The organism is Acinetobacter sp. NS-4, assembly GCF_037402435.1.
Taxonomy (GTDB): domain Bacteria; phylum Pseudomonadota; class Gammaproteobacteria; order Pseudomonadales; family Moraxellaceae; genus Acinetobacter.
The window spans coordinates 52,899-68,791 of the sequence record NZ_JBBEUE010000013.1 but is presented as its reverse complement, the minus strand read 5'-3'; the positions used below and the strand labels follow the sequence as shown (position 1 = coordinate 68,791).

14 protein-coding genes are annotated in these 15,893 nt (G+C 43.9%); 5 read left to right on the top strand and 9 right to left on the bottom strand.

Features of this window, described 5'->3' with window-relative positions:
- Positions 1–4 precede the first annotated feature (4 nt).
- The 6 genes from WAE57_RS11255 to WAE57_RS11230 all read right to left on the bottom strand — a co-directional run bounded on the left by WAE57_RS11255 (position 5) and on the right by WAE57_RS11230 (position 7,740).
- Entirely contained in the window at positions 5–970 is a 966-nt protein-coding gene (locus tag WAE57_RS11255) for a DnaJ C-terminal domain-containing protein (RefSeq protein ID WP_337710689.1), read from the bottom strand.
- Between the two features lie 142 nt (positions 971–1,112).
- Complete coding sequence (locus tag WAE57_RS11250; RefSeq protein WP_337710688.1) at positions 1,113–1,574, bottom strand: DUF2147 domain-containing protein; 462 nt, start codon at positions 1,572–1,574, stop codon at positions 1,113–1,115.
- 446 nt (positions 1,575–2,020) lie between these two features.
- A complete protein-coding gene (locus WAE57_RS11245) occupies positions 2,021–2,476 on the bottom strand; it encodes a DUF2147 domain-containing protein (RefSeq protein WP_237787523.1) in 456 nt (151 codons plus the stop codon).
- 214 nt (positions 2,477–2,690) lie between these two features.
- Positions 2,691–3,566, bottom strand: coding sequence for an Hsp33 family molecular chaperone HslO (locus WAE57_RS11240; protein ID WP_337710687.1), 876 nt, complete (start codon positions 3,564–3,566; stop codon positions 2,691–2,693).
- Between the two features lie 50 nt (positions 3,567–3,616).
- Complete coding sequence (locus tag WAE57_RS11235) at positions 3,617–5,458, bottom strand: monovalent cation:proton antiporter-2 (CPA2) family protein (protein WP_237787525.1); 1,842 nt, start codon at positions 5,456–5,458, stop codon at positions 3,617–3,619.
- A 59-nt stretch (positions 5,459–5,517) separates the two neighbouring features.
- A complete protein-coding gene (locus tag WAE57_RS11230) occupies positions 5,518–7,740 on the bottom strand; it encodes a primosomal protein N' (RefSeq protein ID WP_337710686.1) in 2,223 nt (740 codons plus the stop codon).
- Positions 7,741–7,892: 152 nt separating this feature from the next.
- On the opposite strand from WAE57_RS11230, the gene gspF reads away from it, so the two are divergent.
- The 3 genes from gspF to WAE57_RS11215 all read left to right on the top strand — a co-directional run bounded on the left by gspF (position 7,893) and on the right by WAE57_RS11215 (position 10,229).
- Complete coding sequence (gspF, locus tag WAE57_RS11225) at positions 7,893–9,098, top strand: type II secretion system inner membrane protein GspF (protein WP_337710685.1); 1,206 nt, start codon at positions 7,893–7,895, stop codon at positions 9,096–9,098.
- A gap of 79 nt (positions 9,099–9,177) precedes the next feature.
- Complete coding sequence (gspG, locus tag WAE57_RS11220) at positions 9,178–9,612, top strand: type II secretion system major pseudopilin GspG (RefSeq protein WP_086174071.1); 435 nt, start codon at positions 9,178–9,180, stop codon at positions 9,610–9,612.
- A gap of 281 nt (positions 9,613–9,893) precedes the next feature.
- The gene (locus tag WAE57_RS11215) at positions 9,894–10,229 is read left to right on the top strand and encodes a hypothetical protein (protein WP_337710684.1); all 336 of its coding nucleotides are present in this window, start codon (positions 9,894–9,896) and stop codon (positions 10,227–10,229) included.
- A gap of 185 nt (positions 10,230–10,414) precedes the next feature.
- Here WAE57_RS11215 and lnt read toward each other — a convergent pair whose 3' ends face one another.
- Both lnt and WAE57_RS11205 read right to left on the bottom strand, forming a co-directional pair.
- Positions 10,415–11,974, bottom strand: a complete 1,560-nt coding sequence (gene lnt, locus WAE57_RS11210; RefSeq protein ID WP_337710683.1) for an apolipoprotein N-acyltransferase — start codon at positions 11,972–11,974, stop codon at positions 10,415–10,417.
- Entirely contained in the window at positions 11,971–12,810 is an 840-nt protein-coding gene (locus tag WAE57_RS11205; protein ID WP_337710682.1) for a CBS domain-containing protein, read from the bottom strand. Before WAE57_RS11205 ends, lnt begins: the two co-directional genes overlap by 4 nt.
- Positions 12,811–13,010: 200 nt before the next feature.
- Here WAE57_RS11205 and tusA point away from each other — a divergent pair, with 200 nt between their 5' ends.
- Positions 13,011–13,268, top strand: coding sequence for a sulfurtransferase TusA (gene tusA, locus WAE57_RS11200; RefSeq protein ID WP_291355657.1), 258 nt, complete (start codon positions 13,011–13,013; stop codon positions 13,266–13,268).
- Positions 13,269–13,382: 114 nt separating this feature from the next.
- Here the strand turns inward: tusA and WAE57_RS11195 are convergent, their stop codons facing one another.
- Entirely contained in the window at positions 13,383–15,095 is a 1,713-nt protein-coding gene (locus tag WAE57_RS11195; protein WP_237787753.1) for an electron transfer flavoprotein-ubiquinone oxidoreductase, read from the bottom strand.
- A gap of 184 nt (positions 15,096–15,279) precedes the next feature.
- On the opposite strand from WAE57_RS11195, the gene WAE57_RS11190 reads away from it, so the two are divergent.
- Positions 15,280–15,891, top strand: coding sequence for a DUF1285 domain-containing protein (locus WAE57_RS11190; RefSeq protein ID WP_337710681.1), 612 nt, complete (start codon positions 15,280–15,282; stop codon positions 15,889–15,891).
- Positions 15,892–15,893: the final 2 nt, after the last annotated feature.

Below are 15,893 nucleotides of genomic sequence, written 5' to 3'. Positions count from 1 at the left end.
CTCCTTAAGCATTGCGAGGCTTAAATGTTGCAAAAGCATCGGAAAAAGCTTGATAAGCCTGCTGTTCATGTTCAGTTTGTGCAGTTGGATACACGATATTTAAAACCAGATAGAGATGGCCGGGTATCTTGCTTGGAATCCCTTTGTCCTTGAGTCGTAACTGTTGACCGGTTTTGGCATTTTTAGGCACATTCACCTGAATTTTTTTACCTTCGGGTGTCGATATTTCAATGCCTTGACCTAATGCTGCTTCCCAAGGTGCGATATCCACGTTGTAATAAATATCGGCACCTTCAACCCGGATCCGTGCAGTGTCTTTATAGTGAATCTCGATATACAGATCACCATTCTTGCCTCCGTTGATGCCACTTTGTCCTTGTCCAGAGAGACGGATATTTTGTCCTTCTTTCATGCCTTTAGGAATTTTGACCTGCAAGGTTTTACGTTGAACCTCCGGCTCGCCATAGGCATTTAAAGTCGGAATCTGTAAGGTAATCTGTTGAGTGGCTCCCTGATAAGCAATCGCCGGATCAACCTCTATGCTGGCATGTTGGTCTTCACCCTGATAACTGCGCTGTTGCTGTCTTTGCTGATTTTGATATTGGTAGTTGGCTCCGCCAAAACCTGAACCAAAACGTCCAAAAAGGTCTTCAAAACCACTAAAATCGGACTGCTGCTGGTTAAAACCCTGACGGTAAAATTGGTTATGGTCAAAACCTCCTGTGCCAGTCTGTGCTCCAGATTGATAAAAAGCTTCAGGATGATCAAGCTGGAAATCGTATTCAGCTTTCTTTTCTTCATTGCTTAGCGTGTCATAAGCGACATTAATACTTTGCATTTTTGTTTCAGCATCGGTTTCTTTGCTGACATCGGGATGATATTTTCGAGCCAATTTCCGGTAGGCTTTTTTGATTTGATCTTGGGTGGCATTTCGGTTAATGCCAAGAACTTCATAATGATTTTGAGGCATATAATGGGAATCTGGGATTGATCATGTTTTAATCATTATTATGCTTTTCATAGTTCTGAAACAGTATTGATCTGTGCCTTATTGTTTCAAATTATGACAAAAAAGGCTCCGTAACCGGAACCTTCGCAAATCATGAATAAGATCAATATTTAATCCATGTCACACTGCGGCCAATCACCGATACACCGACATAACCACGCAGGTTTAAGTGCTTGCCACTGGCACTGATGCGTGCTTTGCCCTTGTAAACTTTGCCGCCAATCGGATCAAGTACGCGACCATGATTAAATTCGCGTGGATTGTCCGGATTCTGTTTAAATCCCCAAATAAAAGGTAGGCCAATAAACGGTTTATTTTTTAAGTTGCCTGGGCAGTTTGAGCAGAGGACCATTTTTTCTGTACCAGGTACATTACGGGTCGCGACGATGACCCCTTCGTAGGTGCCATCCGGCTTTTTGCTGATTTCTACATCAGCACGGGAATAACCGGTCCGGTCATCAATGGTTTTCCATTTGCCCACCAAGGGATCATTTTCAGCAAAACTGAAAGATGAAACAGCAGCTAAAATTACCCCGGTCAAAATCCCTTTATATAAATTCTTCACTAATTTCCCCTGTTGAATGAACTATTTTTTAATTTTAGAGTAAAACGCCTAATTTATAGCGGCAAACAGGTATAAAATCAAATGATTAAATTGTTATATAAATCACATAAATAATAAGTTATGCGCTGAAATCCAGTTTTTTAGCAATCCGTATTCAAAAAATGTCCGGGTAAGGGCTGAAATATTGAACTTTTCTTTCATTTATATTTTATCCCACAGTAAGTAAGACCATAAATTAAAAAAGAATATAAGATTTTCTGCGATTGCTCGCTGGCCTATGTGCAACACAGCGAGTTGTCTGCTGCTTGCTTTCTAGGTCAGGGTGATCGAGTTATGAAATGGGTGAGCAGGAGGAATGCCAGCAAGATCGTAGGGTGCTAAAGAGGGAGATCACAAGTTCTGAATCATTTGCCAGATCAAAACTTGTGATGACCTTCTTCCAGGTTTTATTCCGTTTTAATCCAGGATACGGTTCGGCCGAGCAAACTGGTCCCCATAAAACCACGTAAGGTCAGTACATTGCCTCGGGTATTCAGATGTCCTTTGCTTTGATAGGTATGACCAGAAAGTGGATCAAGAATATGCCCCTCAATGAATTCATTTTTATTTTTCGGGTTTTGCTTAAATCCGGTCAAAATAGCTAAGCCAATTAAAGGGGCATTTTTCAAGCTGCCTTTGCATTTTTCGCAATGATCAATTGCAGTCTGGTTTGGAACACCATGTACTTTGACAATTTTCCCCAGATAAGTCCCATTTTGTTGTTGGCTAATGAAGACTTCAGCACGGGCATAGCCGGTCTTGTCATCAATCGTTTTCCATGTCCCCACTAAGTCAGGTACTTGGGCCTGAATAAAAGGACAGGCAAGAAGCAAGAGGGTAGTCACAATTATTTTTGTGTTCATGTGGTGGTTCCAATAATTAATTTATTTTTTTTCAGTAAAAATAAAGCCTTAAAAAAATGAGCTGCTTTATTTTGCTGTGGAATTGTACTTTAAAATATTTAGATTACAAGTAGATAAAACTTGTATAAAAAAGAACAGAAAAGTCGCTACTCAATCTGGCGATAAAAAAAGAGCAGCTGTTATCGCCACTCTGATTTTATTTACTTGAATCGCATTAGCTTAGGTGTTTACCAAATAAACCAAAAGCTTCTTCTGCGGTAAAGGTATAGCGGGTGCTACAGAACTGGCAATCCATGGTAATCGGGTTCTGGAACTCTAAAGTTTCGCGTACTGCTTCCACACCGATTTGAATGAGCGCATTGGCACAACGCTCTTTAGAACAGGTACAGCCAAAGCTTAATTGTTCCACTGCGGGTAAACGCACATCTTCTTCATTATACAAACGGTAAAGAATTTCAGTCGGTTCAAGCTCTGTAAGTTCTTCCGCTTTCAGGGTTTCGGTCAGCATGGTCAGGCGTGGCCAAAGGTCTTCATCCACACGCTGCTGCTCTTCTTCACTATTACGTGGCAATAGTTGGATCAGCAGACCGCCAGAGCGTTCGGCCGTGCTGGCCAAAACAATTTTTGTCGGAATCTGTGCAGATAAATCATAATACTGCATTAAACAACCGGCCAGCGTATCGTGCTCAAGGGCAATAATGCCCTGATAGCGTTCACCAAACTCAGGTTCAATGTTGATAAACAGGATTGGATTGACCAAAGCGTTAAACACCGTGCTGCTGTTTTCTGCCTGAAAGAAGCGCGGATCTTCTTCATAATCGGCCGATGCACGTAACTCACCGCGATGGTTACATTCTGCCATAGCCCATTTGAACGTGCCGGCTGCCTGAATTTGCAGGCTGATCCGGCCTTTAATTTTCAGGGTGCTGGCCAGTAATGCCGTGGCACTCAGCATTTCTCCCAAAAGAATTTGAATGGCTTGCGGATAATCACGCTGCGCGAGGATCGTTTGCAAAACGCTTTCAAGATGGACCACTTCACCACGAATCGGGCAATTCTCAATATAAAAGCGTTGACGTAATTCAGACATAAATTTCTCCAATAGCCCGTGTTAATGGTGTCTATATTGTAAAACACAAGCTAGTTACTATCATCTCTTGTGACATCAATACGCTGATGTGCTAAGCCACGTTGTAAATTGACGCCAGTAGGTTCTTGACGAATCTGCGCATCACTTTCAAATAAATGTTCCAGCTCGGCCAAAGCATTACGATGGGTTTCATAAATCTTTTGTTCATCGGTATACACCCGTTGTTGCTGAAGCAATAATTTTTCATCGTAATCGCGGAACAGTTCAATACTTTTATAAGCATCTTCTTCACTGATATCTAATTCACGCAAGGCTCGATAGGCCATACCCATAGACGATAAATAGGTTTCACGCCAGATATGTTCTACGCCTAAATCCCGCAGTAAATGCACATGATGACGATCGCGTGCACGAACCAAAAGTTTCAGATTAGGATAGTTTAAGCGAATATGACGTGCCACATTCATCGAGTCTTCAATATCATCAATCGCGAGAACAAAAACCTTGGCGTGTTCAACACCTGCAGAACGTAGGATATCCGGTTGTGTAGCATCACCATAGTATACAGTACCGCCATAATTCCGCACGAAATCGACTTTTTCCAGATTACTGTCAATGGCAGTAAAGGACTGATGCTGTAAATGCGCAATACGGGCAATGATCTGTCCAAAACGCCCAAATCCGGCAATGATCATTGGGTTATGGCGATCTGGAATTTCATCATAAACTGGCGCTTTTTCTTTATCGATAAGCAGAATAATCCAGTTGCTGATGATCCAGTACAGCATTGGAGTGAGCACCATGGAAAGGGTCACAATCAAGGTCAAAGGCTCAAGCATGGCTTGAGTGAGTACTTTTTCACTACTGGCCACCTTGAGTACCACAAAGGCAAATTCACCGCCTTGGGCCAGACAGGTAGCAAGCAGCAAGCTGTTGCGCCATGAATAGTTTAAATAACGGGCAATGGCCGTCAGGGTCACGCTTTTGACCAGCATTAAAACCACTGCACCGCCAATGATCAGCCACGGCATATCCACCAGTAAGGATAATTGTGTGGTCATGCCGACGGTCATAAAGAATAAACCCAGCAGTAAGCCTTTAAAGGGCGCGATACTGGCTTCCAGTTCATGCCTGAATTCGGAGTCGGCCAACAATACCCCGGTTAAGAAAGCCCCCAGGGTGGTGCTGATCCCGAGCACATCCATTAGCACCACGACACCGAGTACAATAAACAAGCCGACAGCGGTAATCAGTTCATGCGCCCCGCTTTTGGCCACAAAGCGGAAAAATGGCCGCATCATATAACGGCTAAACAGGAACAAACCGCTAAAGGTGGCAATGATTGCAGCAAAATAGGCAATGCCGTGATGGGTCGATTCGGTGCCTGCCAATAGCGGAATAATAGCCAGTAGCGGAATGGCCGCAATATCCTGAAACAGTAAAATGGAAAAAGATTGTTGCCCGAAAGTGGTATTCAGTTGCTGTTTTTCTGCCAGTAACTGTAACACAAAGGCGGTAGAGGATAGCGCCAGCGCCATACCAATCACAAAGCTGGCAGAAAGGCTCTGGTTTAAGGCAAAAAAGGTCAGGATGGCCAGAATCACCCCGGTAATCCCGACCTGCAAGCTGCCCATCAGGAAGATGGACTTACGCATTTCCCAGAGCCGTTGGGGGCGCAGCTCCAGGCCAATAATAAACATCAACAAAATCACGCCAAATTCGGCCAGTTCCTGAATGGCTTCCGGGTCACTGGCCATATTCAATACGCCGGGACCGAGCAAAATACCTGTAAACAAATACCCGAGTACCGTGGCAATACCAAAACGCTTGGCGAGTGGCACCAAGAGTAGTGAAGCACCGAGGAAAATCGTGATTTGTAACAGTAACGACATCAGTTCATCCTGGAATTGATTTGAATTGCAAAAAAATTAAACCAAACATGAGTTCGGATTTAGCTTAATTCTTGAGGATCTATATCGAGTGTCAGTTTCATGCTTGAGGGCTTTTGATGCAACATATTTTGCCACCAGGTACGGATATAAAAATGTAATCGGGCACGATCCTGTGACAGCAGCACCATATGTGCCTGATAACGCCCAGCCTTACGTTCCATCGGGGCAGGAATGGGCCCCCAGATATCAATCAGGTTTTCTGAAACCTGTCTTAAAGCTTGAGCATGCTGCTGCAAGAATTCCTGGTTCTGTTCCTGACTTTTCGATTCACAGCGAATCAATGCTGCATAACGGAAAGGCGGCAGTAGTGCAGCTTGGCGTTCTTTTAGCGTCTGTTTGACAAAATGACGATAGTCCTGTTGGATTAAGGTATTGAGTAGAGGATGATCCGGTCTCAAGGTTTGTAAATAGACTTCACCTTTGCGTTCACCGCGTCCGGCACGACCGGCCACTTGGACAATCAGTTGTGCCGTGCGTTCGGTGGCACGGAAATCAACACTGAGCAGACCTGAATCAATATCCAAAATAGCCACTAAGGTGACGTAAGGAAAATGATGTCCCTTGGCCAGCATTTGTGTACCGAGCAGAATCACCGGTTCACTTTTTTGAATCTTGTCATAAATTTTTTGCCAGCTGCCGACCCGACTGGTGGAATCGCGATCCACCCGAATTACGTCAAAGTTAGGGAACAGTTGTTGTAAATGTTCTTCCACTTTGGCGGTGCCCAGACCAAGAGGTTTTAATTCGCTATGCTTGCACTGCGGGCAATGATCGGGCATGCGGTGAATGCTGCCACAATGGTGACAATGCAAATGCTGATAAGGCTGTCGATGCACGGTAAAGTTGGCATCACAATGCGGGCACTTGGCCTGCCAGGCACAGCTTTCACAAATCAGTACTGGTGCATAACCACGGCGGTTTAAAAACACCAACACCTGTTCTTTTTTATCCAGACGTTTTTGAATTTCATCAATCAGACTTTGGCTAATCCCATTTTGCTTTTGGGCAATTTTCAGATCAATCAGATGAATCTTGGGCATTAGTGCCACACCCGCACGCTGATTCAGCTCTAAACGGGTCATTTTTCCTGATTCAGCCAGGGCATAGCTTTCAATACTCGGGGTGGCTGAACCCAAAATAATCGGACAGCTTTCTAAATGAGCCCGATACATCGCAACATCGCGTGCATGGTAGCGAAAGCCTTCTTGTTGTTTAAATGAAAGGTCGTGTTCTTCATCTAAAATGATCAAGCCCAAATTTGGCAGCGGGGTATAAATGGCCGAACGGGTTCCCAGAATAATCGAGGCTTTGCCGGTTTGTGCCGCTTGCCAGGCTTGTAGACGTTTGGAATCGTTTAGTCCTGAATGTAGCAATACGATATTGCCGTGAAAACGTGACTGGAAACGGCTAATGGTCTGTGGGGTAAGCCCAATTTCAGGGACTAAAACCAAGACTTGCTTGCCCTGTTTCAGCACCTCTTGCATGATCTGTAAATAGACTTCAGTTTTACCGCTACCGGTCAGACCATCCAGCAAAAAAGCCTGATATTTTTTCTGTGCTTTCAATACCTGTTGAATGGCTTTCTTCTGATCTTCATTTGCTGTTAATGGCATTTGCGCCAGTGTGACCGCTTGCGGGCGAAAATCCTGATGTTCCAGAATGCATGCCACAATGGCCTTTTTTTCCAGAGCTTTGAGTGTCGCTGTCTCAATTCCGGCCAAATTTAAAATATTTTCTGTGGTGCCTTGAGGATGCAGTTTTAAAACTTTATAAGCCTGTTGCTGTTTTTCAGAGCGCGTCAGCTTGTCTTCGGCATGCAAATCCAGCACTTTCCATAGCCGCGCCAATAAATTATACGGTTTGCCCTGACGCAAGAAAGTGGGGAGAGCACTCTGAAAAACTTCGCCAATCGGAAATTGGTAATATTGAGCTGACCAGGTCAATAAATTTAAAACTTTGGCATCTAAAAGAGCATGCTTATCTAACAGCTCGGTGATGGCTTTAAGCTTAAAACGCGGATCAATTGGGGTGTCGGCCGTTAATTTTTCAACAATAATCCCGACCAGATTTTGCCGTCCAAATGATACTGCAACACGCGCTCCCACTTCGGCTTGCTGGTATTGTTCAGCAGTCAATGTATAGTCAAAGCAGTCATAGATATGTACGGGTACTGCAACACGAATGCGATAAATGTCGGCTGGAGTCGATGGTGTATTTGGCATAAATAAGGGTCAAATGGTCCTGATCAAATTTCGTCGTGCTAAAGGTCGAGTTATGTTAGAGTGAGCAAATCATGAATATCTAAGAATATGAATGATTTTGGTGGTCAGACGCAACAGCGCTGAAGCAAATTTTAGAAAATTAGAGCATCACAATGCCTGCATATCAATTTACTGCCATTGATGCTTCAGGGAAGCAGCAAAAAGGCGTGTTAGAGGGTGATTCTGCACGTCAAATCCGTCAACAGCTGAGAGATAAAGCGCTTATTCCTGTGACGGTTGATCCTGTCGAGCAAAAAGACAAGCAAAATTCCACCCGCTGGTTTCAGAAAAAAATTACCGCTTATGATTTGGCCTTGTTTACCCGGCAGCTTTCAGTGCTGGTGGCAGCGGCAATTCCTTTAGAAGAAGCGCTGCGGGCTGTGGGCAAACAAAGTGAAAAAGTCCATGTGCAAAACCTGTTGATGTCAGTGCGTTCAAAAGTCATGGAAGGGCATTCACTGGCCAATGCCTTGCAGCAAGCAGGGCGTTTACCGGATTTATATATCGCCACCATCGCCGCCGGTGAACGCTCAGGACATCTGGATTTAATTCTGGATCAGTTAGCAGATTACACCGAAAACCGCTTTGCCATGCAAAAGAAAGTGCAGGGCGCGATGATTTATCCCATTATCTTGATGCTGATGTCCTTTGCGATTGTGATGGGGCTGATGACCTATGTGGTTCCCGACATCGTCAAGACTTTTGATCAAAGTAAAGATGCCTTGCCGTGGATCACGGTTGCCTTAATGAAAGCCAGCGACTTTATACGGGTAGCATGGCCATTTTTACTGGTCGCGGGTGTGGTGGGTTTTACTGGGCTGCTACGCTTTTTAAGAACCACAGCCGGACATTATGCATTTGACCGCTTAACCCTGAAATTGCCATTATTGGGTAAATTATCACGTGGTATCAATGCCGCCCGTTTTGCCAGTACTTTATCCATTTTGACCCAATCTGGGGTGCCTTTGGTAGATGCGCTTAAAATTGGCGCTGCAGTGAGTAATAACTGGGTCATCCGTGATTCTGTTAACCTGGCAGCCGAACGCGTTACCGAAGGCGGCAACCTGGCCACGCAACTGGAGCGTAGTGGTTATTTCCCACCGATGATGGTACAAATGATCAAAAGTGGTGAAGCATCGGGTGAGCTGGACCGTATGCTGGCACGTGCCTCGACCATGCAGGATCGGGAAGTGACCACCCTCATTTCAACTTTACTGGCTCTGCTTGAACCGCTCATGTTGGTATTGATGGCCAGTATCGTGCTGGTAATCGTTATTGCGGTGATGCTGCCAATCGTGAATATGAATAATATGATTTAAATAGAATTAGGGTAAATTCTTCGAATAGTTGAAAGCGAATTAGACTTTCTAAAGTATCAAGATGAATGAGAGAAATTGAATGAAACGGAATCAACTTAATAAGCAGACTGGTTTTACTTTGATTGAAGTGATGGTGGTGATTGTTATTTTGGGTGTGCTTGCAGCACTCATCGTTCCGAATGTTATGGGGCGTGGTGAAAAAGCCAAGGTGGATACATCGGCCATTACCTTAAAAGGGGTAGCCGGAGCGTTAGATCAATATAAACTGGATAACGGTAAATACCCGTCCATGCAGGATGGTGGTTTAGATGCTTTGGTCAATCAGCCGGCTTCGGCAAAAAACTGGATGCAGGGTGGTTATGTTAAAGGTGGTTATCCAAAAGACAGTTGGGATAATGATATTCAATATGTGATTCCCGGTGCTGAAGGCCGTCCATTCGATTTATATTCTTTTGGTGCCGATGGTAAAGAAGGCGGCGAAGGTACAGATGCCGATATTTATTATCAGCCTTAATTAAAATCCTTAATTATTTTAAGCATATAAAATAGATCACTTCACTGAATGATGCTCCGCAATACTAAGTGAAGTGATAATACATCTTGATTATAAAATATAAATTAAGTTATTGGATTTATTGAAATTATATAATAATCTCTGTTTGATAGTTATAATAAGAATTATTCCCATATTTGATAGTTACAATAATGATTATATGTGAATGGAAATAGACTTTCTATTTATTCAAAAGCTTGCATAATGTTCTGAATGGCAAAGGTTTTGTCGGAGAGAATGGAATGAAAGCATTCATAATATCGGATGAAATTAACCAATTTCATTGGGCAATGCTCAAGTCTGTTCTTTTAATTTTGAGTTTGCTTCCCATGAGTCAGGGCATTTTAACCTTATGGAATGCAACCGAAGGAAGTAGCCAGATTATGGTGGGCTTTTTTGCAATCAGTGTATTGAGTGCATTATTTATATTGTGCTTTTGGTCTGCCTTAAAAGCGACGGTACTCAACTTAAAACAACAACAGACTTCAGCTTTAGAACACATGGTAGTAAAAATTTATCGCTATATTCCTATGTTGTTTTTAACTGTCTTGGTGTCCTATCTGGTCACCCAGTTATAAAACCAATTGAATAAAAAAACCGAGGTTAATGCCTCGGTTTTTTATTGCTGCAAATTCCCTCTCCTTTTAGGAGAGGGTTAGGGAGAGGTTCTCTAAAGTTATTTTTACTCGAATCCTTCCCCATCGCATGAAGAACAATCCCCCTAAATCCCCCTTTTCTAAAGGGGGACTTTTGAGAGTGAATATTAACGCCGTGATTTAAATGACACATCCACTTTACGTGGTCTAAAGCGTAGACCAAGCAGTAATAATAATACCGACACAATCAGTACAGGCCAGTCGCTTAAGCGCATATACAAGGTTTCGCCTTGCATCGCTGGAAGTTCTCCACGCAGTATCGCGGTTTGATCGGTGGGTGCCTGTTTTACAATATGCCCATGATGATCAATAAATGCAGTGACACCGGTATTGGTGGCACGAATAAACCAGCGGCCATTTTCTTTGGCGCGCATTTGCACCATTTGTAAATGTTGCCAAGGGCCAGCAGTGCCGGTAAACCAGGCATCATTAGAGACAGTGACCAGATAATCGCTTTGACTGGCATTACGACGGGTCAGGTTCGGATAAGCCACTTCATAACAGATGGCTGCACCCAGAGCATGATTTTTTACGTCTAATGGTTTTTGGTCTCGCGCACCACGAGAAAAACCGCTCATGGACGGATCATTTTGCAATGCCGGCAATACCCAACTGAGCCAGCCAGATAAAGGCACATATTCACCAAAAGGAACCAGACGTTGCTTTTTATATAGGCCTTCAGATTCATCACCTATTGCCATAATGCTGTTGTAGTACATTGGGTGTTGTTCATTTTTGGATTCTTTCAAATCCCAATAAGGAAGGCCGGTGACCCAAGCCGTTCCAGATTTTTCTGCCTGAACTTTCATGGCATCGAGGAAAGGTTCGATATCGGTCTGGAACATAGGAATCGAAGATTCTGGCCAGACAATCAGATCGCGTCCCCATTCAGTCCGGCTTAAATTGGCATAGATCATCAAGGTTTTGACTTGATACTCTGTCAGCCATTTCAGGTCTTGTGGAATGTTGCCCTGAATTAATGAAACGGAAAGCGGCTTCTCATTTTTTTGTTCCACAAACTGAAGGTAGGAAGCACCCCAAGCGCCCAGCAGTATCAGGGCTGAAGGGATAATCCAGAACATGCGTTTATTCAGGATTTCCACCAGCGCACAGGCTAAGATAATCACTACAAACGAGACACCGAAGATCCCAAACAGTGGCGCATAGTTATCTAGGAAGCGCTCGGTAAACGCATACCCTGCAAATAACCAAGGGAAACCGGTAAATACCCAGGTTTTTGCCCATTCAAAGAATACCCAAAGCGGCGCAAAAGTCAGCGGTGTTTCCGGGAAAAAGCGACGATAGATCCAAGTTTGCAATGCGGTAAACAAGCCCATCACCAAGGCCATAAAAGCAATCATCAGCACACTTAAAAAGGCACTGGTATCCCCATAGACATGAATCGAGGTATATAACCAGAAGGCACCGACAAACCACAAGCCAAAGCCGTAAGCCCAGCCAATGAAAAAAGCCTGTGGAGCAGAACGTTTACGCAGTGAAGCATAGAGCAAAGCTGGAGACAGCAGGGCCAGCCACCAGTAATAATAAGGTGCCAGTGCAAAACTGAACATGGCACCTGAAAAAAGCGAAATTAAAAAGGGATAAATAAAAGGGAGCTGCTTGTGTTGTTGAGATGAATTTAACAGCTTATCAAAGTAAGTTCTCATTTACGGACAGCTCGAATCAGATGAATAGTACGTGCATCTGCTTCCAAAATGGTAAATTCCCAATTCTCAAGTTCAATCACTTGACCTTGTAAATCGCTGACTAGACCCATTTCCTGAAGCAATAAACCGCCGACAGTTTCTACTTCATCATCAGAAAATTCAGCATCTAAAACATTGTTAAAGTGTTCAATTGGTGTAAGCGCCTGAACCAGCCAGGTATTCGCCGTGTGTGGATCTTGATCGGGAACAATGTACTGGGCTTCTTCATCCACCTTGTCATGCTCATCTTCAATTTCACCGACAATCTCTTCCAGAATGTCTTCCAGTGTCACTAGGCCTGAAGTCGTGCCATATTCATCAATCACTACAGCAATATGGGTCTGGGTGTTTTTCAACATCCGCATCACCTGGTCAGAACGTGCGCTTTCCGGCACAAACAGTGGTTGGCGCATTAAGGCGCGAATGTCCACTTTAGATGTCGGCTCAGTCAGGAATGGCAATAGGTCTTTGGCCAATAAAATGCCGACCACATTATCCGGCTGGTCAGATGAAAAAACAGGAAAACGTGAATGGGCAGACTCAACCAGCACATGCAGGATATCAAGCAGTTGATCATCTTCTTGCAAGCTGATCATGGCAGTTCGCGGGGTCATGACCTCACGAATTTTAGTGGCAGGCAGGTCAAGTACGCCCTCAAGCATGGCCACTGTATCGGGTTCTAAAAAACGACGTGAATCTTGTACTAATTTTAACAGTTCGTCGCGAGTTTCGGGTGCTGTACCCAACCATTTGCGTAAGCCGCGCATGCCCCACGACGGGCCTGATTCCTCGTGCATGATCTTTCCTAAAGACGCTTAATATCTAAAAAACATAATTTTCATCATACCGTAGAAAATACAGTTGTCTATCGCTAATATTGATCTAAATCATGGGTAATTGAGTCAAAAAAAAAGGCTATCTTTTTCATTTTGCTGTATTTCACCGGGTCTTGATGTTTATGCTAAAATAATTGCAGATTCTAAACCTGAGTTTTTTGATGTCTGAACCCTCTGTTACTCCAAGCATTCAACTAAATACCCGTGGATTACGTTGCCCTGAACCGGTGATGATGCTGCATCAGGCGATTCGTAAATCCAAGTCTGGCGATGTGGTGGAAGTATTTGCAACAGATAATTCAACCTCTTGGGACATTCCGAAATTCTGTATGCATTTGGGACATGAGCTGTTATTGCAGGAAGAACGTTTAGATGAAAACGGCAATAAAGAGTTTCATTATTTAGTCAAGAAAGGCTAGAGGGATTTCGAGTCAGTTTCTTTCTCAAAGCCTAATAAAAATCCCTGCATTAAGCAGGGATTTTTTTAATTTGTTTGAATAGTTCAAGCAAAGCCCAAACCATCCACAATCAAATTACATGTTTGGATAGTTCGGACCACCGCCACCCTCAGGCGTTACCCAGGTGATGTTCTGAGATGGGTCTTTAATGTCACAGGTCTTGCAGTGTACACAGTTGGCTGCATTGATCTGGAAACGTTTCGAGCCATCATTATTTTCCATGATTTCATAAACTCCCGCAGGGCAGTAACGCTGAGCAGGCTCATCCCATTTCGGCAGATTCACGTTCACTGGAATTGAAGCGTCAGTCAGTTTTAAATGCGCTGGCTGGTTTTCTTCATGTACCGTATTCGATACAAACACCGAAGACAGGCGGTCAAAGGTCAGCTTGCCATCCGGTTTTGGATAATTCGGCTTAAAGGTTTCTGCTGCCTGTGTTTTTAGTGCTGCATAGTCAAGAACAAGATCATGCAGTGTAAATGGCACTTTAAAGACATTCTGATCGATGAAGTTAAATGCACCACCACCGAATGTACCGAATTTATGCATCGCCGGGCCAAAGTTACGCGAGTTATATAACTCTTCTTTTAGCCAGCTGTTGTTGAACTTGTCGGTATAAGCCGTCAATTCTTTAGTGAAGAAATCTTCACCTTCAGTCACACGTGCAACCGCAAGGTCACCACCTTTTTCCACACCGGCAGCAATGGCTTCAAACACTGCTTCACCACAGAGCATGCCGGATTTCATCGCGGTATGTGAGCCTTTGATTTTGGCAAAGTTCAGGAAGCCTGCATCATCACCAATTAAAGAGCCACCCGGGAAGGTGAATTTAGGTAGCGAGTTAAAGCCACCTTTGGTCACGGCACGCGCGCCATAAGAAATACGCTTGCCGCCTTCCAGGTACTGTTTGATCAGCGGGTGGGTTTTCCAACGCTGCATTTCCATAAATGGATACATATGCGGGTTAGTGTAGGAAAGATCGATGATCATACCCAAAGTGACCTGATTGTTTTCAGCGTGGTATAACCACCAGCCACCTGAAGAACCGGTCTCGGCAAGAGGCCAGCCGGCACCGTGCATCACCAGACCGGGCTTGTGTTTAGCAGGATCAATTTCCCAAAGCTCTTTAATCCCGATACCGTAATGTTGTGGATCTGAATCTTTATCGAGGTTGTATTTGGCAACTAAACGCTTGCCGAGGTGACCACGGCAGCCTTCAGCAAACAGGGTATATTTGGCATGCAGTTCATAGCCCGGAGTAAAGTTATGTGTCGGTTCGCCATCCTTGCCAATGCCCATGTCACCGGTTTGAATGCCTTTCACCGAACCATCTGCATGGTACAGAATTTCAGCAGCGGCAAAGCCTGGGAAGATCGATACTTCCAGCTCTTCCGCTTTTTGACCCAACCAGCGCACCACGTTGCCGAGCGAGATAACATAGTTGCCATCGTTATGCATGGTTTTAGGCACCATCCAGTGTGGCGCTTCTTGTGATTTTTCATCCGAAAGCAGGAAATAGGTCTTGTCTTCGGTCACTGGAACATTTAAAGGTGCACCTTGTTCTTTCCAGTCAGGGAATAATTCATTGATCGCACGTGGCTCTAGTACAGCACCAGAGAGGATATGCGCACCGACTTCAGAGCCTTTTTCCACGACACAAACCGACAGATCGTTCAGGTTGTTTTCAATTGCAAGTTGACGGATCTTGATCGCTGCAGAAAGACCGGCCGGTCCTGCACCTACGATGACGACGTCAAACTCCATCGATTCACGTTCGATGTGTTCCATGTAGGATTCCTCATATCATTAGAAGGTGGCGACCGTCATTATTCCGGTGCTGCCATGAGTGTTCTGTATGCCCAGACACAATTTTAGTATCGTGCCTTTTATATTGTGGGCTAGTATAGTTTTAAACCTTGATCTAGCCAATTGGCTGAATCATATTATTTTTCCGTCAGCAGGGTCTTTAGTTATGATTAATCAAAATAATTCACCAAATCCGACGAAAAAAGTAGCTATTCCCGATGATAAAAATTTAATGGACATTGCACAATACTTAAAAGATGCACAGGCCGGTCACAAAAGGTCAATCCCCCCATTAGACCAATTTAACCCGAAGCATTGTGGTGCAATGGATTTGAAGGTAAAAGCCAATGGAGAATGGTGGCACGAAGGTCAATTGATCAAACGACAAGCCTTGATTGAGCTTTTCTCAACCGTGCTCTGGAAAGAACAGGACAAGTTCTACTTAAAGACTCCGGTTGAGCAGATTGAAATTGAAGTAGAAGATGAGCCTTTATTTGTCAATCAGGTTGATCAGGTCGAGATTGATGGAAAGACTTATATTCAATTCACCACGACCACACAGGATGTGGTGATTATGGATCAGGCGCATCCCGTGTTTATGCGTGAATATGAAAGTGAATTGCGTCCTTATGTATATGTGCGTTTTGGCATCAATGCCTTAATTCAACGTTCTGCTTTTTTTCATTTAATTGAAATGGGACAGCTCCTTGAAAATGACAAAAATGAAACCATTTTAACGCTACAAAGTGGCGATTTTCACTTGCAATTAGGCACCTGAGG